The organism is Gracilibacillus oryzae (assembly GCF_009498735.1).
Taxonomy (GTDB): domain Bacteria; phylum Bacillota; class Bacilli; order Bacillales; family Amphibacillaceae; genus Gracilibacillus; species Gracilibacillus oryzae.
This window is the reverse complement of record NZ_ML762456.1, coordinates 13,502-34,520: the sequence shown is the minus strand read 5'-3', so window position 1 is coordinate 34,520 and position 21,019 is coordinate 13,502. Positions and strand designations below refer to the sequence as shown.

At 36.6% G+C, this 21,019-nt stretch carries 20 protein-coding genes; 15 read left to right on the top strand and 5 right to left on the bottom strand.

What is annotated here, in order from left to right:
* Positions 1-218: 218 nt before the first annotated feature.
* The 4 genes from F9U64_RS21390 (at position 219) to F9U64_RS21375 (ending at position 3,622) form a co-directional block, all read left to right on the top strand.
* Positions 219-1,124, top strand: coding sequence for an RluA family pseudouridine synthase (locus F9U64_RS21390; protein ID WP_153406928.1), 906 nt, complete (start codon positions 219-221; stop codon positions 1,122-1,124).
* A gap of 171 nt (positions 1,125-1,295) precedes the next feature.
* A complete protein-coding gene (locus tag F9U64_RS21385) occupies positions 1,296-2,306 on the top strand; it encodes a dienelactone hydrolase family protein (RefSeq protein WP_153406927.1) in 1,011 nt (336 codons plus the stop codon).
* Positions 2,307-2,317: 11 nt separating this feature from the next.
* Entirely contained in the window at positions 2,318-2,686 is a 369-nt protein-coding gene (locus F9U64_RS21380; protein ID WP_153406926.1) for a VOC family protein, read from the top strand.
* Positions 2,687-3,004: 318 nt separating this feature from the next.
* A complete protein-coding gene (locus tag F9U64_RS21375) occupies positions 3,005-3,622 on the top strand; it encodes a hypothetical protein (protein ID WP_153406925.1) in 618 nt (205 codons plus the stop codon).
* 150 nt (positions 3,623-3,772) lie between these two features.
* Here the strand turns inward: F9U64_RS21375 and F9U64_RS21370 are convergent, their stop codons facing one another.
* Positions 3,773-4,744 (bottom strand): LacI family DNA-binding transcriptional regulator, encoded by a 972-nt coding sequence (locus F9U64_RS21370; RefSeq protein ID WP_153406924.1) that lies wholly within the window; start codon positions 4,742-4,744, stop codon positions 3,773-3,775.
* Positions 4,745-4,940: 196 nt separating this feature from the next.
* Between F9U64_RS21370 and F9U64_RS21365 the strand changes: the two genes are divergently transcribed.
* The 8 genes from F9U64_RS21365 (at position 4,941) to F9U64_RS21330 (ending at position 14,211) form a co-directional block, all read left to right on the top strand.
* Positions 4,941-8,039: a beta-galactosidase, LacZ type gene (locus F9U64_RS21365; RefSeq protein WP_153406923.1), complete on the top strand. Its 3,099-nt coding sequence runs from the start codon at positions 4,941-4,943 to the stop codon at positions 8,037-8,039.
* Positions 8,040-8,100: 61 nt separating this feature from the next.
* Complete coding sequence (locus F9U64_RS21360; RefSeq protein WP_153406922.1) at positions 8,101-8,283, top strand: cold-shock protein; 183 nt, start codon at positions 8,101-8,103, stop codon at positions 8,281-8,283.
* Between the two features lie 345 nt (positions 8,284-8,628).
* The gene (locus F9U64_RS21355; RefSeq protein WP_153406921.1) at positions 8,629-9,942 is read left to right on the top strand and encodes an ABC transporter substrate-binding protein; all 1,314 of its coding nucleotides are present in this window, start codon (positions 8,629-8,631) and stop codon (positions 9,940-9,942) included.
* A gap of 63 nt (positions 9,943-10,005) precedes the next feature.
* Entirely contained in the window at positions 10,006-10,935 is a 930-nt protein-coding gene (locus tag F9U64_RS21350; RefSeq protein WP_153406920.1) for a carbohydrate ABC transporter permease, read from the top strand.
* Between the two features lie 18 nt (positions 10,936-10,953).
* Positions 10,954-11,799 (top strand): carbohydrate ABC transporter permease, encoded by an 846-nt coding sequence (locus F9U64_RS21345; protein WP_153406919.1) that lies wholly within the window; start codon positions 10,954-10,956, stop codon positions 11,797-11,799.
* 48 nt (positions 11,800-11,847) lie between these two features.
* The gene (locus F9U64_RS21340; RefSeq protein WP_153406918.1) at positions 11,848-12,444 is read left to right on the top strand and encodes a YesL family protein; all 597 of its coding nucleotides are present in this window, start codon (positions 11,848-11,850) and stop codon (positions 12,442-12,444) included.
* Between the two features lie 33 nt (positions 12,445-12,477).
* Positions 12,478-13,488, top strand: coding sequence for a LacI family DNA-binding transcriptional regulator (locus tag F9U64_RS21335; protein WP_153406917.1), 1,011 nt, complete (start codon positions 12,478-12,480; stop codon positions 13,486-13,488).
* A 90-nt stretch (positions 13,489-13,578) separates the two neighbouring features.
* On the top strand, positions 13,579-14,211 hold the full coding sequence (locus F9U64_RS21330) for a DUF624 domain-containing protein (protein ID WP_153406916.1): 633 nt from the start codon (positions 13,579-13,581) through the stop codon (positions 14,209-14,211).
* Positions 14,212-14,243: 32 nt separating this feature from the next.
* Here F9U64_RS21330 and F9U64_RS21325 read toward each other — a convergent pair whose 3' ends face one another.
* From F9U64_RS21325 to pxpB, 3 genes are read right to left on the bottom strand one after another with little or no spacing between them, the layout of a single operon-like run.
* A complete protein-coding gene (locus tag F9U64_RS21325; RefSeq protein ID WP_153406915.1) occupies positions 14,244-14,978 on the bottom strand; it encodes a 5-oxoprolinase subunit PxpA in 735 nt (244 codons plus the stop codon).
* Positions 14,962-15,927 carry a 5-oxoprolinase subunit C family protein gene (locus F9U64_RS21320; protein ID WP_153406914.1) on the bottom strand — a complete coding sequence of 322 codons (966 nt, stop codon included), beginning with the start codon at positions 15,925-15,927 and terminating at the stop codon, positions 14,962-14,964. Before F9U64_RS21320 ends, F9U64_RS21325 begins: the two co-directional genes overlap by 17 nt.
* Complete coding sequence (gene pxpB, locus F9U64_RS21315; protein ID WP_153406913.1) at positions 15,924-16,604, bottom strand: 5-oxoprolinase subunit PxpB; 681 nt, start codon at positions 16,602-16,604, stop codon at positions 15,924-15,926. Before pxpB ends, F9U64_RS21320 begins: the two co-directional genes overlap by 4 nt.
* A gap of 169 nt (positions 16,605-16,773) precedes the next feature.
* Between pxpB and F9U64_RS21310 the strand changes: the two genes are divergently transcribed.
* A complete protein-coding gene (locus F9U64_RS21310) occupies positions 16,774-18,489 on the top strand; it encodes a methyl-accepting chemotaxis protein (protein WP_153406912.1) in 1,716 nt (571 codons plus the stop codon).
* Between the two features lie 33 nt (positions 18,490-18,522).
* Here the strand turns inward: F9U64_RS21310 and F9U64_RS21305 are convergent, their stop codons facing one another.
* Positions 18,523-19,560: an FUSC family protein gene (locus tag F9U64_RS21305; RefSeq protein WP_153406911.1), complete on the bottom strand. Its 1,038-nt coding sequence runs from the start codon at positions 19,558-19,560 to the stop codon at positions 18,523-18,525.
* Between the two features lie 169 nt (positions 19,561-19,729).
* Here F9U64_RS21305 and F9U64_RS21300 point away from each other — a divergent pair, with 169 nt between their 5' ends.
* Together F9U64_RS21300 and F9U64_RS21295 are read left to right on the top strand one after the other, a co-directional pair.
* Positions 19,730-20,173, top strand: a complete 444-nt coding sequence (locus tag F9U64_RS21300; RefSeq protein WP_153406910.1) for an IDEAL domain-containing protein — start codon at positions 19,730-19,732, stop codon at positions 20,171-20,173.
* 100 nt (positions 20,174-20,273) lie between these two features.
* Positions 20,274-21,019 (top strand): Gfo/Idh/MocA family protein (locus tag F9U64_RS21295; protein ID WP_228275834.1); only part of this gene is annotated, 746 nt, incomplete at its 3' end.

Sequence of the window (21,019 nt, the reverse complement as noted above, 5' to 3'; positions counted from 1 at the left end):
GAATCTAGCGGAGCTTCAACTAAGAACCGACACGTCGTGTGTCGAACGTTGAAGTCACCACATCCTGTGGAAGCTCGCTGGTTTGCGAGGCCGCTTCTCACGTATTCAAAGCCTGCGTTCCGATGCTCTTCACTGCAGGGCCTCGACTTTCTTGCTTCTAAATTTGCCGACTTTTTAAACACGCACGAATAGGGGGACAATATGAATGGAGGATACTAATGAATAAAAAACGCAAAAATCCGAATATGGAACAGTATGAGGTAGAAACAAATGCTGAATTACTGCCATTTTTAATAAGTGTAATAGAGAGTAAAAGCAGAAATGCAGTCAAATCCATTCTGACAAGAGGTCAAGTGTACGTAAACGGAGATAACATTACAAAGCATAACTTTCCTTTATCCAAAGGAGATATTGTAGCAATTCAAACGAATAAAGCATCAAAGGCAGCAACTTTTATTAACATGAATATTTTGTATGAAGATGAAGCAATTATTGTGATAGAGAAAGGAGCAGGGCTGCTCTCGATTGCCTCAGCTAAAGAAAAATCACACACTGCCTACAAACAATTGATGGATTATGTGAAAAAAATTAATCCGAAAAATCGTATATTTATCGTTCACCGACTGGACCAGGATACATCAGGTGTAATGCTTTTTGCAAAAACAGAAGAAGTGAAACAGCAGTTGCAAAACAACTGGAAAAATATAGTGAAAGAGCGGACGTATATCGCTTTAGTTGAAGGAAGACTGAAACAGACAAAAGGAACGGTGAAAAGCTGGCTCAAAGAAAATAAAGCATACAAGATGTATTCCAGTATGAAACCAAACGATGGAAAATTAGCGATAACTCATTATCAAGTAATCAAGTCAAACCAGGAGTTCTCTCTGCTTTCTGTTCAATTGGAAACAGGCAGAAAAAATCAAATACGTGCCCATATGGAAGATTTGGGGCATCCGATTGTTGGTGATAAAAAATATGGATCCGAGCAAAATCCGATTGCAAGACTCGGCTTGCATGCTAAGGTTATCGCTTTTCGTCATCCTGTAACAAAAGAGTTTCTGCGATTCGAATCGAAAGTACCAAAAGTATTTTTAAACGTTAAACGTCCTGATAAGTTTCGCTGATGGTCAGGAGGGTAAAAACCTCACTGATCAAAGGATCACTTTATAAAAAATCCAAAACAATTAACTTTAAACCGAATATTTCCCTTTCTTCCTCTCGAAAAATGTATATAATAGAAGTACATAATAAAAACGTTTTCAAAAGCGTAATATGGAAGAAGGAGAGTTGAGCAAATGAGTAATTTAGATCGATTGTTCGAGCAGTTTTATAGCCAGGCACTGGATGAAACGTTTAAAGCAGTAGGTCCGGTAGAAAGGAAATTAATGCTCAAAATGAGTCTGCTCAACTTATTAGGCGATTTTTCAAGTTTGGAAGAAGGAAAGGTCTTATCAGAACCTCAAATAATTGAGAAGAAGGATTTCGGGGATTATACTAGAGAGTTACTCATTTTGCCAATAACGGATGTACTGGATTTTAAAATTTATGTGCTGACACCAAAAAGTGAGCAGGATGCCTTTCCAGCAGTTCTTGCGCTCCATGGACATGGATATGGGGTGAAAGAAATTGTCGGGCTGACAGAAGCTGGAGAAGAGGATGAACAACCGTCTGGAATCCATCAACACTTTGCAATAAAATTAGTCAAAAAAGGGTTGAAAGTTTTTGCTCCGGAAGTTATTGGTTTTGGAGAAAGAATGTTAACAAGAGATATTGAGCAAGGCAAAAAGAACTCTTGTGAATCAATGGCAACAAGTCTCTTAATGGAGGGAAAAACATTAGCTGGCTTAAGAGTATGGGAAGCAAGGCAAGTCCTGGATTTTATCGAAACTAGAGAAGATGTTATCCCAGAGAAAGTCGGGATGATGGGGTTTTCTGGTGGTGCTCTTGTAACTGCTTATACTGCGGCACTGGATTTACGTGTAAAAGCAACTGTGTTAACAGGTTTTACAAACACTTTTAAAGGAAGTATTATGGCAATGCGTCATTGTATAGATAATTACATTCCAGGTATTTTGAATTATGCAGAGTTACCCGAATGGATTTCCCTAATTACTCCAAGAGGATTATTTATCGAGGCTGGGGTAAACGATCCCATCTTCCCAAATAAGTATGTATTAGAGGCTGTTGCAAGTTTAGAAGAGTCTTACCAAAATCGTCCAGAGAAGTTTTCATATGATATATTTGAAGGGGCGCATGAAATTAGCGGACAAAAAGCATATGATTGGTTAAAAAATCAATTAGTCTAGGAGGGCCTTACATGTCTTTTACAATCCGGAAGCTTGATCATGTTCAACTTGCCGCACCGAGAGGTTCAGAAAATACAGCCAGAAAGTTCTATTCAGACATTTTACAGATGAGAGAAATAGAGAAACCAGAAGTGTTAAAGAAACGAGGCGGGGCATGGTTCCAATTTGGTTCTAACCAGCTTCATATTGGAATCGAAGAGCCGTTTCAGCCTGCTAAAAAAGCCCATCCGGCTTTTGAGGTTGAAAGCTTAGAAGATTTAAAACTCTATTTAAAGGAAAGAGATGTTAACTTTTTAGAGGATCCACATTTACCTGGAGCTGAACGAGTATACGTTGAGGATCCTTTTGGAAACAGACTGGAGTTTCTTGAGTGGGAATGATGGGAATTAGGTACTAGTGCCTGTTCAAATAGTCGGTAAATTAGAAGCAAGAAGGTCGAGGCGGCGCAGTGAGGAGTATCGGAACGTATGGTTTGAATACGTGAGAAGCGGACTCGCAAACCAACGAGCTTCCACAGGATGTAGTGACTTCAACGTTCGACACACGACGTGTCGGTTCTTAGTTGAAGCTCCGCTAGATTCACCGCTTATCATTTGGTGACTTTTTGAACATCCTCTACTAGAATCAATTTCGATTTCCCCTAATTGTGATATACTTTTAACTAGAGAAGCGTGAGAAAACAGGGGGAATAAATACCGATGAAAAAGCTATGGGAAACCTTGAAAACGATGACTTTTAAAGAGGCAGTTGACTACATCTGGGAATATTACAAGCTTCATATCATTGGGATTATAGCAGGATTATTTATAATTATCTCGATTTTAATCAATGTTTTTACAGAGGATGAAGTGGCATACAATGCAATGGTAGTAAGTGCCATTCCTTACGAAGAAGTTGGTGCATTTAGTGACCAAATGAATGAAGAACATTTCGAAGATTTCCGATTTGCTGTAGATAATATAACGCACGATGGTGGAAAGTTAGCAGAGCAATCAATTGAACAAGCTCAGAAGTTTACGGTTCGAATTGCTACAGGAGAAGTAGACTTGATTATTACTGATGAAACTCTAGCCAGAGAATTAATCGATCAAGAGGGTTTAAAACCAATTGAGCAGATAATAGATGTAGAGTTACTGGAGCAAGAAGGGGTAGAATTACTAGACTTTGGAACAGGGACAGTTTATGGAATGAGGACAAATAATTTGGATGTATTCCAAGATCGCGAAATGTTTCAGGATCGTATTCTGATCATTCCAAGCACCTCTGAGAAAGATGAACTTTCTAAACAAGTTATTGAAACATTAATCAAATCTTAAACAAAGAAATCGACAAGCAGTTTTTTTCGCTGCTGCCTTGTCGATTTTTTTGCTTTTAAGTAAAAAGCAGAAATGGAGTTGGCTAATTCCGGATAGGAAGAAGTGTCCGGTTAGTGTGTAGCTGCTTTTAAAATATTGCCGTACAAAAACTCACGTTGTTTGTCTCTCTATTACAGTTGTATCAATATACACTTTCTTAGCAATTGATCTTTCCTCACGAAGTCGTTCAACTAATAATTCTATTGCGGTTTTACCCATTAGTTCTTTCTCAATCCGTACAGTTGTAAGGGCGGGATATATATATTTTGACACACTAATATCATTAATTCCTACTATGCTTACCTGGTCTGGTATGTCGATCTGTTCTTCGTTTAATGCCTTAATTGCTCCAATAGCGACAGGATCATTTGCTGTGACGAAACCAATCTTTTCATTTGGATGTTCAGTAAGAAATTGTTTCATCATACGATAGCCGCTATCAACATGATAATTGTCTAGAATAATGAAGGATTCTTTTAAAAGATCTTTGCTTGATAAATAATCTCTGAAATATTTCTCGCGAACATCGGTGAAATTTGATTCGATACCATAGCCGCCAAGGAATCCAATCTTAACAAATTGTTTTTCTAACAGTAAATCAACCGCCTGCTGAATAACAGTCTTAAAATCGGTCAGAACCGCATCACAACCTTGATTCTCTGTATCAGAATCAATCAGGACCACATGCTCTGTTTTTGATTTGAATTGGCTGATCGTCAATTTAGTAAATCTCCCCACAGCAATTAGTCCATCAATATCATTCGGTATTTGATCAATTTCAGTTGTAACAAATTTCAATAAGTTCAAATGATGTTTGCTTGCTTCTTCTTCAATTCCATGTCTTACAGCCATATAGTAAAGGTCCGATAATTCTTCTGTTTCTGTAACCCAGTGAACAAAGGCAATTCGCCTGTAGACCTTCCTTCTTGCCGCATTTTTCCGATAGGAGACTGCTTCTGCTATCTCAAATATTCTTTTTTTCGTCTCTTCTCCTACCGACAATGTAGGGTCATAATTAAGCACACGGGAGACTGTGGCAATTGACACTCCAGCTTTCTTCGCAATGTCTTTAATTGTTGCCATGTTTTATTACATCCTTCCTTCACAAAAAGTTCTTTAGATTATTGTTGTATAGCGTAAATATTCAGTAAAATGATTTAGTTAAAATAAGTAAAATTTAACTTGACTATTTTTACTTATTATTTTAATCTAGTATCAAACAATTGTCTATCGAAATGAATGCGATTACAAAAAAACTATTGGAGGAGGTAGTAATCTTATGATACTAAATAAAACAAAATTCAGCTATAAAGCACCAGAGAATGGTTACCCTGAATGGAATAACAATCCTGAGATATTCCAATTAAATCGGTTAGAGCAGCATGCCGAAGCAATACCATATCGTTCGGAAAAAGATGCTCTTACTTTTGATAAATATCAATCAAACAATGTAATCAATCTAAATGGCAAATGGCAATTTCGTTTCTCTAAAAATCCAGCTGAAAAAATAGCAGATTTTTTTGATACAGATTTCGATACATCAAACTGGGATGATATTAGCGTTCCTGCACACTGGCAATTACAGGGGTATGATTATCCGCAATATTCAAATGTCCGTTATCCATGGATAGAACATGATGAAATCACACCTCCATTTGCACCGACAAATTATAATCCGGTGGGGCAGTATGTAACCTCATTTGAATTGCCAGAAGATTGGGTGGATCAACCAGTTATTATTAATTTTCAAGGAGTGGAATCCGCATTTTATGTTTGGCTTAATGGTGAGTTAGTTGGTTACAGTGAAGATACTTTTACACCTGCTGAATTTAACTTAACACCATATCTAAAAGACGGAGAAAACAAATTAGCAGTAGAAGTATATCGCTGGTCTGATGCGAGTTGGCTGGAAGATCAAGACTTTTGGCGTTTAAGTGGTATCTTTCGCGATGTTTATTTATACACTTTACCTGAACTGCATTTATATGATCACCGAATTCGAACAACCTTTGATGCTGAATATAAAGATGCTGTGCTTGAAGTGAAAGCAGATGTAGTCAATTATTTTACTAAAAAATTCGCCAATCCCATTCTAGAAATAGAATTACTTGATGATAATCAGCAATCTATTGTTAATCATAAGAGCTCTTTAGCGATTAGCGGGACAGAATATACAGCGATTCAAACAGAGATTGCTATCAAGCAACCGAAAAAGTGGAGTGCTGAATCCCCATATTTATATTCGTTAATTTTTCGAATCAAAAATGGTGAAGGAGAACTTGTTGAAGCTTTTGCGACAAAAGTTGGATTCCGCCAGTTTGAGTTGATTAACAATATCATGCATATAAACGGGAAAAGAATTGTTTTTAAAGGTGTCAATCGGCATGAGTTTACAGCTGACCATGGCAGGGCTGTGACGACTCAGGATATGGTTGATGATATTGTGTTAATGAAAAGATATAATATTAATGCTGTAAGGACTTCCCATTATCCGAATCATCCAAAATGGTATGACCTTTGTGATGAATATGGACTGTATGTTATCGATGAAACAAACTTAGAGACACATGGTTCATGGTATTATGGGCAGCAGACTTTAGAAAATACGGTGCCGGGCAGCAGAGCTGAATGGACGGAAAATGTGTTGGATCGTTGTAAATCGATGTATGAGCGTGATAAAAACCATCCATCGATTCTTATCTGGTCGCTTGGGAATGAATCATTTGGAGGGGACAATTTCTTAAAGATGTACGATTACTTCCATATGACTGATCCAACTAGATTAGTACATTATGAAGGCATTTATCATTATCGTGCCTCTTCAGGTGCTTCAGATATTGAAAGTACGATGTATCGCAGCCCAGCGCATGTAGAAGAGTATGCAAACATGCCTGGTGACAAGAAACCTTATATTCTTTGTGAATACAGTCATTCGATGGGGAATTCAACAGGAAATCTGCATAAGTATACAGAGTTATTTGATAGATATGACATCTTACAAGGTGGCTTTATCTGGGATTGGAAAGATCAGGCTTTACGGCACCAAACAGCTGATGGAACGAGCTTCTTGGCTTACGGAGGAGATTTTGGTGAATCACCACATGATGGTAATTTTGCAGGCGATGGATTAATATTTGCAGATGGAAAAGTTTCGCCAAAACTTGATGAAGTAAAAGCATGTTATCAGAATATTGAACTGCATGCAGTGGATTTGAGAGAGGGTTCATTTAAGGTATTCAATAAATATTTGTTTACTAATTTATCAGAATTTAAACTTATTTGGAAGATAGAACAAGAGGGAATAGAAATTGCTTCAGACAGTCTTTCATTAGATGTCCAGCCAGGTACTGAAGCAGCCTTTACACTGGATTATGGCAAAGTTACATTCACAAAAGAAAAAGAATATGTTATTACACTATCCCTTCAGCACGCACCAGAATGGGCAGAAGCTGAACATGAAGCAGCCTTTACACAATTTGTATCGCCAACAGTGAAAAAGAATGTTGTTGTGGAAGGGGAGATCAGTTTAAATGAAACAGAGAAAGCATATGAAATCAGTGGAAAACAGATGCTTGTTTCATTTGATAAGTCAACTGGGCTGTTGGCATCATATAATTTACAAAACATAGAATTGATCAGAAGCGCACCAGTTCCACACTTTTGGCGAGCGATGACAGATAATGATCGTGGCTGTAAACTGGATGAACATAGTAAGATTTGGCGTGAAGCCAGTGTTGAAAGAAACCTGATAAACCTATCTGTGAAAAGTCTGACTAATATAGTGCAAGTACAAACAACCTATGAACTTCCAACAAACCCTGTCAGTCTAGTAGAGATCATCTACACTGTGTATCCTGATGGCACAATTGAAGTGGGACAATTGCTGATGCCTTGCAGTCAATTACCTGACATACCTGTCATCGGAATGCAATGGGAGATGGATGAGCAGTTTAATCAGCTAACATGGTATGGAAAAGGTCCGCATGAAACATACTGGGATCGCCAAAGAAGCGGGAAAATAGCCATTCATCAAGGGGATGTCAAAGATCAGCTGGAGCCATATTTAAAACCGCAAGAAAGTGGCAATAAGTGTGGAGTTCGCTGGATTGAGGTTAAGAATAATATGGGACATGGCTTAAGAGTGGAAGGATGCCCGACAATAGAAGCAAATGTACTCAGTTATAATGTGGATGAATTGGAAGAGGCAAGTCACCATTATAAGCTGCCATCGTCTGATAAAGTTTCTGTTACTATTAATGGCTGGCAAATGGGTGTTGGCGGAGATGATAGCTGGGGACAGCAGACACACCCGGAATACAAGTTATTTACCAATAGGAATTATCGCTATCGGTTCACAATGAAAGGATTTGCCAAATAGTTTTGTATTTAATCTGAAATAAGCGTATAATAAGAGTAGTACCCATGAAAGGGAGTGCCGAATGGCTTATTTCAATAATCAAAAAGAACCGGTTAAGAATGTTGAGACTAATGTCTGGTCATGTGTCAGTGAGGATTGTCAAGGGTGGATGAGAGAAAACTATTCGTTTGATAAAGAACCAACTTGCCCAATTTGTCAATCTGAAATGGAAAGAGAAGTCAGAGTCGTGCCAGAAATGAAATAAATGAGAAAAACTGCTTTCTGTTTAATAGAGAGCAGTTTTTTTTATATAACATTAGTACCAACCAATTTTCCCACAAACAAAGAAAGCGATTTCTTAATTTGTGAAAGAAATTGATAAAAACTATTGCTTTTTCAAATTATATAGCATATAATTCTTTAAGAAAGCGATTACACAAAAACTGCAGTGAGTTAATCGCTTTATATATTTAAAATTTAAGAAACCGGTTTCCGTTTCCTGAAGAGCTTTTGTTCAGGTGTAAATGTTCTTGCTTTGGAATGATACAGAATTGAGTTAATTATTTGGTATGAATCTTGTTCTCTCAAAAATATAAGTGGGGGTTTTTTTATGAAAAAATGGATATTTGTCTCAATGTTTGCATCTCTTGTTTTTGCTCTAGTGGCATGCAGTGGCAACAGTGAAAGCACTGGAAATTCCGAGAATAATAAAGGTGGAAACGACGGTGGAGATAAGGAAGCAAGCAACGAAGCGGTAGAGCTGGACTTTTGGATTTTCGGCAGTACAGGTTATGGTGAATTAGTGGAAGAATATATGAAAGAGAACCCGAATGTTAAGATAAATATCAATGAAGGCGAAATGAATGATATGCATAACAATTTGTTCACCTCTATCTCTGCAGGAAGCGGGGCTCCTGATATTGCTCAAATAGAAATAAGCTCGATCGAGAAATTTATTGAGGCGAAAGATCGATTTTATAACTTAAATGATTATGGTGCAAGCGATGTTGCAGCAAACTACTTAGACTGGAAATGGACACAGGCACAAACGGCTGACGGATCCTTTCAGATCGGTCTGCCAACAGATGTAGGTCCAACTACAATGTTTTATCGGGTAGATGTAATGGAAGCGGCAGGACTTCCAACTGACAGAGAAAAAGTAGCAGCAGAAATAGATTCATGGGAGGCGTATTACGAAACTGCAAAGGTAATTAAAGAAAAAACAGGTAAGCCAATTTCCGATACTCCTAAATTAGTATTTAATGCTATACGTGATCAGGAAGAACAACAATATTTTAATGAAGACCATGAACTGATAATTGAGGATACAGTAAAAGAAGCATATGACTTTACAACTAAGATGATTGAGGAAGGTCTAATCGGACAGAATGATTTATGGACACCTGAATGGGGAAGTGCGATGGCAGAGGGCGCCTATGCTACATTACCTGGAGCGCCTGGTTGGATGGTTGCTAATGTTAAAAGCAATGCACCAGATACTAGTGGTCTTTGGGATATTGCAAAAATTCCGGAAGGTGCAGGGAATTGGGGAGGTTCTTTCTTAACCATACCAAAAGAATCCGAACATCCAGAAGAAGTATTTGCATTCATTTCCTGGTTAACAGCTCCTGAACAACAACTAAAATCTTTCGAAATTGCAGGGTTATTTCCATCAACACCAGATGTCTATGAGAATGAAGAATTTTTAGCAACAACAGATGAATTCTTTAATAATGCACCAACTGCAAAGATTTTTGCTGAGGCTGCTCAATCGGTTAAAACAGTTTATATGGGACCTAACTATTCCATTGTTGATACAGAACTTGGAACAGCATTATTAAACGTTGCCGTGGAAGGGTCAGATCCTCAGACTGAATGGGACGCAGCATTAGATAGAATTAAATCACAATTGGAAAGACAATAAATTATTACATTAAAGCGGTCTAATTGCATTGGACCGCTTTAATGAAATGAAAGGAGTGTAAAGATGAGCCAAACAAATAGTCGTATGGAAAAACAGACAATGAGGAAAAGAGTCTTTCTCACGGAAAAAAAGAAAGAAGCTGTATCTGCTTATATTTATATATCACCATTCTTTATTTTATTTGCCATTTTTGGCTTATTTCCTATCTTATTTAGTTTTTATTTAGGTTTTCAGAAATGGAATGGCTTAGGGAGTATGGAGTTTGCAGGATTTCAGAATTTCAAATGGATATTGACAGATCCAATTTTCTGGACATCATTAACGAACACGTTGATCATGTGGGTGTTAGGTACCATTCCACAACTGATTATTGGCATAATTCTTGCATATGCGCTTAATTCTGCACTAATAAAAATGAAAAGTTTTTTTCGTGTATCTGTTTTTATGCCTTATGTTACTTCAACTGTTGCTGTTGCCATTGTTTTTGGAGTAATGTTTAACAGCCAGGAATTCGGTTTGTTTAATGTTATATTTAGCTGGTTCGGAATAGATGCTGTCAGTTGGTCCACCTCCTGGTGGGGAGTGAAGATTGCTATCTCTACAATGGTATTTTGGCGCTGGGTTGGCTATAATACCATCATTTATTTAGCTGGTTTGCAAGCGATACCACATGAATTATATGAAGCAGCACAAATAGATGGTGCAACAGTACGGCAAAAAATCCAGTATATTACTGTTCCAATGTTACGTCCTATAATTATACTTACTGTATTTACTTCTACTATTGGAGCACTCCAACTATTTACAGAGCCTTTAATATTTATTGGAAGAACATACAGAGAAGAAGGGATTACAGTTGTACTTTATCTATACCGGGAGGCCTTTGCTAATTTATCATTTGGTCCTGCATCAGCTGCTGCGATTATTTTATTTGTTATTATTATTATACTATCTTCCATTAATGTTTGGATCGCGAATCGGTTAGGGAGATAGAGGAAGGGTGAATAGTAAATGAGTGAAATAAGTCAGACGAAAAAAAATTCTGTTTCTAAATTATTTTTATATACATTGCTTACAATTGCTGCGTTTTTATCAATATTTCCTTTTTATTGGATGTTTGTTATGGCAACGAATGATAACAGTGCAATTAATAGTTTACCCCCAGCGTATATTCCCGGAAGTGAGCTGGTAACAAATTTCACTAATGTTATCAATACGATTGATTTCTTCGGTGCGTTAGGGAACTCTCTAATTGTATCAACAATTACAACAACAGGAGTTTTGTTTTTCTGTTCGCTGGCTGGATTTGCTTTTGCTAAATTCTATTTTAAAGGGAAAAACTTTTTCTTTATTGCAATACTTGTCACAATGATGATACCTCCACAACTCGGATTAATTCCTCAGTATTATATTATTACACAACTTGATTGGTTGAATGATTTAAAGGCAATTATTGTGCCTGGATTAATCGATGCATTCGGAATTTTCTGGATGAGGCAATATATTAGCAGCAATGTACCAGATGAGCTCGTTGATGCAGCTAAAATTGATGGCTGTTCCAATTTCCGTGTTTATTGGAACATTGCCGTTCCTGTTATTATTCCAGCGTTTGCTACATTAGCTATCATTAAATTCATGTATATTTGGAACGATTTCCTTTGGCCGCTTGTTGTATTACGTGAGGAGTCATCCTTTACGATCCAGGTGGCTTTGCGAGGTTTGATTGATAATTATGTACGTGATAACGGAATGATTTTGTCAGGGACGTTTTGGGCAACAGTGCCACTAATAGTTGTTTTCCTGTTGTTAAATCGATTGTTTATACAAAGCCTGACAGAGGGTGCTGTAAAGAGTTAATAATTAAAATAATGGGATGCAGAGTAGAATTGTGAAAGGGGAAGAAAAATGGAACAATCTGAAAATGTATTTTTCCGTGTGATTAACATCTTCGCTAATTTCGTATTACTTAATATATTGTGGTTTGTTTGCTGCATTCCCGTTATTACCTTTTTCCCGGCAACTACTGCCATGTACAGGGTTGTGCATCATTGGCACAAGGATGGTATTGATTTTGGAGTGACATCATTATTTTTCAGAAGCTTCAAATTGTACTTTAAAAAAAGCTTTATCATCGGTCTAGGATGGTTGTTTGTTGCATTGATTCTGTATTTGAACGGATCTATTTTAATCAGAGCTGACTTCGCTGGTGAAATGATCGTATCTTTACTGTTTAGCTTTATGTGTATAGTTTTTGTCTTTATATCTGTTTATATATTTTTTATTATAGAGCGTTCTCAACAATCTCTCTTAGAAATTATAAAACTAGCCATAATTCTGCCTATCAGTCATCTTTATTCAACTTTATTGTGTATAATATTGATAGTAGGATTCTTTTTACTTTCGATTTATCTTCCAATATTTTTTATTCTAATGGGAAGTATGATCGCTTTTATTCAATATTATATTTTTGATAAGATGTTAAAAAGACTGACTAGTTTCTGAAGATACTATAAAACTTATAGAGGGATTAATGTTATGAAGTTAACCATACGAGAAATTGCAAATATGGCTGGGGTTTCACCTGGCACTGTGTCAAAAGTAATGAACCAGACAGGCAGCTTAAGTCCTAACACAATTGAGAAAGTAAAAAAGGTAATTGAAGAGACAGGCTATCAACCCAGTTTCTCAGCGAAAGCGCTTGCGACTAAGAAATCTAATATGATTGGATTAATCTATTCCGGAGAAGTGAATGTAGAATTTAATCACCCTTTTTTTAATCAGGTAATTAACAGTTTTAAAACTGCTGTTGGCCAATTAGGTTATGATATTTTAGTGTTCTCCAACCAATCATTTAACATCGGTAAAGAAGATTATGTAGCGAGAGCGAAACATTATCAGCTAGATGGTTGTTTAGTCATAGCGGGGGAGCAAATTGAAGAAGCGATTGATCATCTTGATCAGAGTGATATTCCAACAGTTGCGATTGATCTGAAGCTTTCAGGTGACAGGTCAAGCTATATTATGACAGATAACGAGAAGATTTCCCGTCAGGTTGTAGAGTATTTTTATTTACATGGCATTAGGCAACTTGCATTTATTGGTGGTCCCAATGATTCGGTCATCTCAGATATAAGAAAGACAGCTTTCTTAAAAGCACTGAATGATTTTGGCATGCAGTATCAAGAAGAATGGATCAAGCATGGAAATTATTTTGAAGAAAGTGGTTATGCTAAAATGAAGGAGATATTGCTTTGTGGTCAGATTCCAAGTGCGGTGTTTGCAGTGTCAGATATGATGGCTTTAGGGGTTTTACGGGCATTAAAAGAAGCGAAAATATCTGTACCAGATGAAATGAAAGTAATAGGTTGTGATGATATTGAAGCATGCCGTTACAGCAGTCCCTCACTAGCAACAATCAAACAGGATCAAGTGAAAATTGGTAAATTAGCAGCGAATTTACTTCATGATTTGATTAATGGTTGTGAAGTGCAACCATCTGTCTTCGTCGATCCTGAACTACTAATAAGAGAGTCAGGGAAAATTTAAGGAATTTAAAAAATACGTTTATTTTTTGTACAAACTGGCTATAATGTTTAAAAGACAAATGAAACTAAATGTGCTGAAGTAGGTGATTGGATGTTATCAAGTGATTCCATGCTATTTCGATCATTATACGTTGTAGCTTGTTTTATTACATTACAACTATTCTGGTTTTTCTTTTCTTTAGGCATTATAACGGTTATACCAGCAACTATTGCAATGTATGCGGTAATGTTAGAGTGGACAAAAAATGGTTTTGAATTAAGTATTTTGAAGACATTTTTTAATTCTTTTAAGCAATATTTCCGTAAAACAATGTTTATTAGCTTGAATTTAGGTTTCCTGTTAATATTATTAGCATATTACGACTCATTTATCTTCATGTTAATGGGGAGCGAGAATTTTGTTATTCATGCACTTTGGCTCTTGGTGATAGGTGTGTTCTTTTTAATTGTCTTATCCATTATTCCTTTGGTTGTAACATCACATCTTAAAGGGTACAATCTTTGGAAAAATGCATCATTTGCTTCGGTCAGTTTGATGCCGCATATTCTGTTGATCGCTGCAATTGGATCAGGATTTGGGATGGTTTCTTTTTTCATTCCTTTAGCAATCCCTCTATCCATGAGTCTGTTTGCCTTTATCCATATTCAATTATGGCAGCATGCCGTAAGAAAGCTTCCAACAGATTTCTTAGATCAATGTTTACTCAAATATCGTTACCGTTAACCACCTCATCTAAGGGGTGGTTTTCCTTTGGCTCACTTTTCTCTGTTTCTTTCAGAAAGTACTTTTAATCTGCGCACATACTCTAATGCTTCGGGTGTGTCACTATGAACACATATGGTATCTGCTTTTATGTTGATTTTATTTCCGCCTGTCGTGATTACACATTGTTCTTTCATTATCAGCTCTACTTGTGCAAGGGATGTCTCGATATTATCAATCACAGCATTTTCTTCACTGCGAGGAGTCAATGTACCATCAGGCTGATATGTTCTGTCAGCAAATACTTCATGTGCAACATGTAAACCAACATCTTCTCCGGCTTTGGTCAGGAGACTGTTGGCAAGACCATATAAGATAAGGTCAGGATTATAATCATACACTGCCCGAGCAATCGCATGCGCAATTGATTGATTTTGACAAGCCATATTATATAAGGCGCCATGTGGTTTTACATGGTGAATTTTTGTATCTTCTGCTCTTGCAAAAGCGGCCAGTGCTCCTATCTGGTAAAGAACAATTCCGTATACTTCAGATTCATTTAGCTCCATTTTTCTCCTGCCAAAACCTTGCAGATCAGGAAATCCAGGGTGGGCACCAATATGAACATGATGTTTTTTGGCAAGTTTAACTGTAGCTTGCATAGTAGATACGTCTCCGGCATGAAATCCACAGGCGATATTTACCGCATCAACATATGGGATAATTGCCTGATCATTTCCACTCTGAAAATTGCCGAAGCTCTCTCCTAAGTCACAATTTAGTTCCATGTAACATTTCCCTCCATTTATAAGATAAGATGAGCTTAAGTTGAGCAAGAAACTTTTCCTGTGAATGTAACTGCTTCATTGCTGATTCAATGGAACATTTTTCTAATGTAAATTCTTTAGCTGGTGTTATTTGGCTCAATGTTGCTAAATCTGCTTGAATAACTTGTCCTAATTTCGGATAACCTCCTGTCGGTTGTCCATCAGCCATTAAGATGATGGGCTCACCACTTGGAGGGATCTGTATTGCACCGAACTGTACTGGTTCAGTCAGCAATTGCTGCTCCTTTATTGTTTCTATTTTCTGTCCAATTAATCGATAACCCATCCGGTTGGACTTTGAGGAAACTTTCCATCTCTTCTCACTTACCGAATCAGCGTTAAACCATGAAATTTGCGGTCCTTCTATAAAATGTATAGTGGCATTGTCTTTTTGTATATAGTCAAAAATCTGGTGATCCAATTTCCAGTGGATCTTTCCTGTAAAGGAATATGGCTGAACTGGTAAATAATCATCATTATTTAATTTTCTTGAAAGGAATTCCTCACTGTTGTATCTTGCAATCATACTTCTGCTGGAAAGCTTTTCTTCAATTTGAATCCCTCCTTTAACTGACAAATAGGAATAGATTCCTTTTTTGGCAGCCCGGCATTGCAACGTATCTCCTTTATTTATTGGTATCGGTCGATAAAGTGGTGCTTCATATCCATTTAAGAAGGCTGTCATCTTTGCCCCGGTGATAGCAATAATCGTATCACAAGTAAATTCTATCGTGGGACCGAGGAAACTTATTTCTAAAACAGCATCATTATCATCATTACCAACGAGGAAATTGGCAATTCTCATCGCAGTTTTATCCATTGGGCCACTCAGCGAAAAGCCTAATGAACGATAGTTGTTTCTGCCCAAATCCTGAATGGTTGTATGTAATCCTTCTTCTATAATTATCATTGTTCTAATCCCTCATTATTTGCAGTTTCAAGAAATTCTTTTTTGTTAATAGGATAAAAGTGAATCTGATCTCCAGATTGTAACAAAGTTGGTTGTTCATTATTTATTTTTACTAAATTTACAGGAGTGCGGCCGATAATTTGCCAACCTCCAGGTGATTGCCCTGGATAAATTCCCGTTTGTTTTCCGGCAATTCCTATGGATCCGGCCTCTACACTTTGACGTGGCGCAGCCTTCCTAGGTGTCGCAATTTTATCATTCATGCCGCCAAGAAAAGGAAAGCCTGGCGAGAATCCAATAAAGTAAACGGTATAAACAGCTGATATATGAAGTTCTATTACTTCTTCGACAGTTATCTGATGATAATTTGCAACATAGTGAATATCAAGCCCGTAGTCATAACAGACAGGAATATGGTGAACGGTTGGAGAGGAGGATATTTCCAAGTCACTTTTTGATAAATCTCTCAATAACTTTTCCACTGTAATGTGAGAAGTATGCATTGGATCAAAATATACGACTAAAGTAGTAAAACCAATGACCGCTTCAGTTATCCCCAGGTAATTTCCATTATTAATCTGCTTTTGGAGTGTTATCAATTGTCTGTGTACCCCAATATCAATAATGTCTCCGAGTCTCATCATTACCGCATCTTCTGCAATATATTGAATTTGCATAATGGCACCTCCCCTATCTATTTTACCGAATTTGTAAAGAAAAGAAAATGATACAGATTCTATACGTGAAATTGATATAGAAATGATCCAATGTTAATGATAAAATATACTCATATATATATACTTTTCATCATGAATACATAGACGGAGCAGGCAGGAGGAATTGCATTTGAAAAAGGTCTTCAGGAAATTAAGGTTTAATAATGTAAAGATAGGTACAAAGTATGGAATAATCTTAGGAATTGTTTTATTTTTATTTATCTTATCCGCACTTATTGTTTATCAATTTTTACGCGATATAGATACACAAATCGATGCTGTGGACAGACGGGGGGAGCGGGCAGTTTCTGTAGCAGAAATGGGCTCTCTGTTAAGGGCGAAAAATACACAGATCTACGCTTATTTACTTGAATCAACACCGGAAGTAGAAGCAGCATTCAGCGAAAGAAAGGATACGTTTGAAGAATTAGAGAGTGCGTTAGAATCAAGAATGGATACGGAGGAAGAACAAGAATTATTTTATGAGATTGTGCGTTTGGATGAACTGGTAAATCGGAGCTTTAATGAAGTAGTAAGCTATACCAAACAAGGGGAGGAAGCTGTGGCATCTGCCATTGCAATGGATGCAACCAATAAGCAGTCACAAGCTGTTAATTTAATTGAAGAGTTAAAATTACTAGTAAATGATCAAAGAGACGTAGCAATAGACAATGCGAAAGCAAGTCAGTTATCTTCAATGATAGCATTATTTGCAGCGATAATCGGTTCATTCATCATAAGTATTATTCTGATGGTAATAGTCAATCGGGTCATTTCCCGAAGTATGAATGAAGTAGTGCAAATGAGTAATCAAATTGCAGATGGGAATTTAAGAGTTGCTTCAGTGAAATATAACGGTGAAGATGAAATTGGTCAACTTGCAAGTTCCATGAATACAATGAGCAGCAATTTACGGATTATTATTCAACAAGTATTAACAGTATCACATACTGTGAGTACTAAAAGTGAAGAATTGAATCAATCGTCCATTGAAGTGAAAACAGGTACAGAGCAGATCGCAATAACTATGCAAGAATTGGCATCAGGTTCAGAGACACAAGCAAATCACGCAAGTGAAGCGGCGGCAAAAATGAGTGATTTCTCTAATAAAGTTAGTGAAGCAAATCAAAATGGAAATAAAATTGAGTCAGTCTCCACCAATGTACTGTCAATGACGGAAGAAGGAAGCGGGATGATGGATTCTTCTGTCGGTCAAATGGCACGAATCCATACGATCGTACAAGATGCTGTAAATAAGGTTAGAGGACTTGATGATCAAACAAAACAGATTTCGAAACTTGTTGCGGTAATAAAGGATATCGCAGAACAGACAAACTTACTTGCATTAAATGCAGCAATCGAGTCTGCGAGGGCAGGCGAACATGGAAAAGGATTTGCAGTAGTTGCTGATGAGGTGAGAAAACTTGCAGAGCAAGTAGCGAATTCAGTAACGGATATTACGAGAATTGTGACTAATATTCAACAAGAGTCTTCTGATGTGACCAAATCTTTAGAAAACGGCTACAATGAAGTAGAGAATGGCTCTATACAGATTGAACGAACAGGGGAAACTTTCAATCAAATCAATAGCTCCATTCGTGATATGGTAGAAAGTATTCAAACTGTCACTGGTAATTTAGAAGCTATATCTGTAACCAGTGATGAAATTAATAAGTCTATTGAAGAAATTGCTTCCATTTCAGAAGAGTCAGCAGCTGGTGTGGAACAAACATCTGCTTCTGCACAGCAAGCCAGCAGTTCGATGGAGGAAATATCATCAAGTTCCAATGAATTAGCAAGTTTAGCAGAAGAATTAAATAACTTGATTAGTAAATTTAAAATATAAATTAAAAAACCAGATTGCATCTAATCTGGTTTTTTAGTTACTTATAGCTTTGCTGTTTTTTATAATATCTTCTGTCAAATTATAAATTGACAGTAATTCATATAATATAATCACCTCTGATGTAAACACATTCTCCTGTTCTTCGTTTTGAGGCTTGTTGTGATGCCAGAAATGCTCCATTAGTTTTTTTACTTGCTGCTTATATGCTTTGGCTTTATAGTGATCAGGATATTTCATAAAGTCCACTAGTGTATCAACCATTAACATAATCTCTTCACATTCATCCTTTGACCAACACACTGTCTTAACTGGTGTATTAATTAAGTTTCCAATATGATAGTGAACAAGTCTTAATTTTGCCGCATTTACCTGCTCCAATTTAAATAGCTGTTTCGCATCCTCCTGTAATCGATGATACTTTGCTTCATCTGCCTGGTATTGTAATAATTCATCTGTTTTATCAAGTGCTACCTTTATTTTTTGGAATCTTTGGGCAGCTTCTTTTTTATGAAGGACATTTTGGTCATTCTGGATTAACATTTTTGTAATCATTCCAATTGCTTCAGCCGTTTGCTTTAATAAATCATCGTAATTCATTGAAATTTTTTTTGTATAATTAGGTGGTAAGACAAACATGTTTACTAGTGTAGAGACAAGTAATCCGACAGTAGTCGTTCCAAGACGAATTACGAACGATATCAGCAGATTTGCATGAATAACTTCAATCATAGCAACAGAAGTTAAAGTTGCCACAAGTAAACCAGCATTTAACCCTAATCGATAGCATGTAATAATGGTAAATAATGCAGCTAGTGTATAGGTTATCGGAGAATTACCGAAAAAATAGATAAATACAACAGCATAAAATGAACCAATTGCTGAAGCTGGTAAACGAACAATACCTTTTTTAATCGATGAGGCAACAGTTGGTTCAATTGTTACTATTGCGGTAATAACAGCAAAAACGGCTGGCCAGCCGATCCATTCGCATATTAGAGACGTCAGGAATACTGCTAATGCAGTTTTCATTACTCTTCTGCCAAATATTTTAATACTCAATTTCTTTATCATAATTAAGACCCCTTACCAAAATCTATTTGTAAGTATAGCGCAAATAAAAAGCAATTGCCATGAATTTAAGGAATTTAAGTGTAAACGCTTTCTTATTTGTTGCATATAATGTAAAATAAAGATAATCACTTATGTTTAATTCATGTGAGAACTTTGAGGAGGTGCCAAATTGCTTTCAATTAAATTATTCAAACCATATTACGTGAAAGAAGAAGGCAAGTTTATCCGGGTGGTGTTAGCATATCAATATTTCTCACTTTTAATGGATGAAAAGGTTTATAATTTTGTACCACTCGAAGCAAGAGAAATCCGAATCAATCGTGATACGAAAGAAATTGAAAATAAAGAAGCTGTGTTCGTTTTTCAGAAGGGGAAAAAATATAACCGTATAGCTTTAGGAGATTTAATGAAAATTAAAGATTTCCAACAACATTTAACACAAATTTTAGCACCATATATTGCACTGCCAAATACAATCGATAAACCAGATGAAATTGATGGAATTATCATGGAATTAGAGCGGAACAATCTATTAAGGCTGATCGACAAGGCATTGGACGAAAAGGATATGGAAAAATTCCATTTTTATACAAATAATTTACTGGAAATGTAAATCGAAGCAGCAAGGGTAAAACCTGCTGCTTTTCTGTTGTATTCTCCTAGTATATAATGGTGGGGAAAATAAAGTTGTTAATCGAATGAGGGGGATTTCTATGTCTACAGTAAAATTCGGGATATTAAGTACTGCCAATATTGGGAAAACTCAAGTTATTCCAGCCATTCAACGTTCAGAAAATGCTGAAGCAGTTGCAATAGCAAGTCGAAATATTAATAATGCAAAAGAAGTGGCAGCAGAATTATCGATTGAAAAAACATACGGTACATACGAGGAATTACTTGAAGATCAGGAAATTGATGCAGTATATATTCCTTTACCAAATTCATTACATAAAGAGTGGATAATTAAAGCGTGTGAAAATAAGAAACATGTACTTTGTGAAAAGCCGATTGCCCTAAATAATCAAGAATTAGAAGAAATTGTGTCAGCTGCTAACAGGCATAATGTCTTGCTTATGGAAGCGTTTATGTATCAATTTCATCCACAGCATGACAAGGTAAAGGAAATAATAGCGAGCGGAGAAATTGGAGAAGTCTCACTTATGCGTGCAAGCTTTTCCTTTTATTTAGAAGATCGTTCGAATATTCGATTAATTAATGAGCTTGGCGGTGGTTCGATGTACGATGTAGGGTGCTATACATTGCATAGTATACGAAACATTTTTGCACAGGAACCAAGTTCAGTATTTGCAACAGAAACAAAGCGAAATGGTCTGGATGTAGATACAACTATGAGTGGTGTATTAACATTTGCTGATGGTAAAATGGGAGTGTTTGACTCCAGTTTTGATTCCGTTCACCGGCAAAATTATGAAGTTGTCGGTTCGATTGGCACTATCAT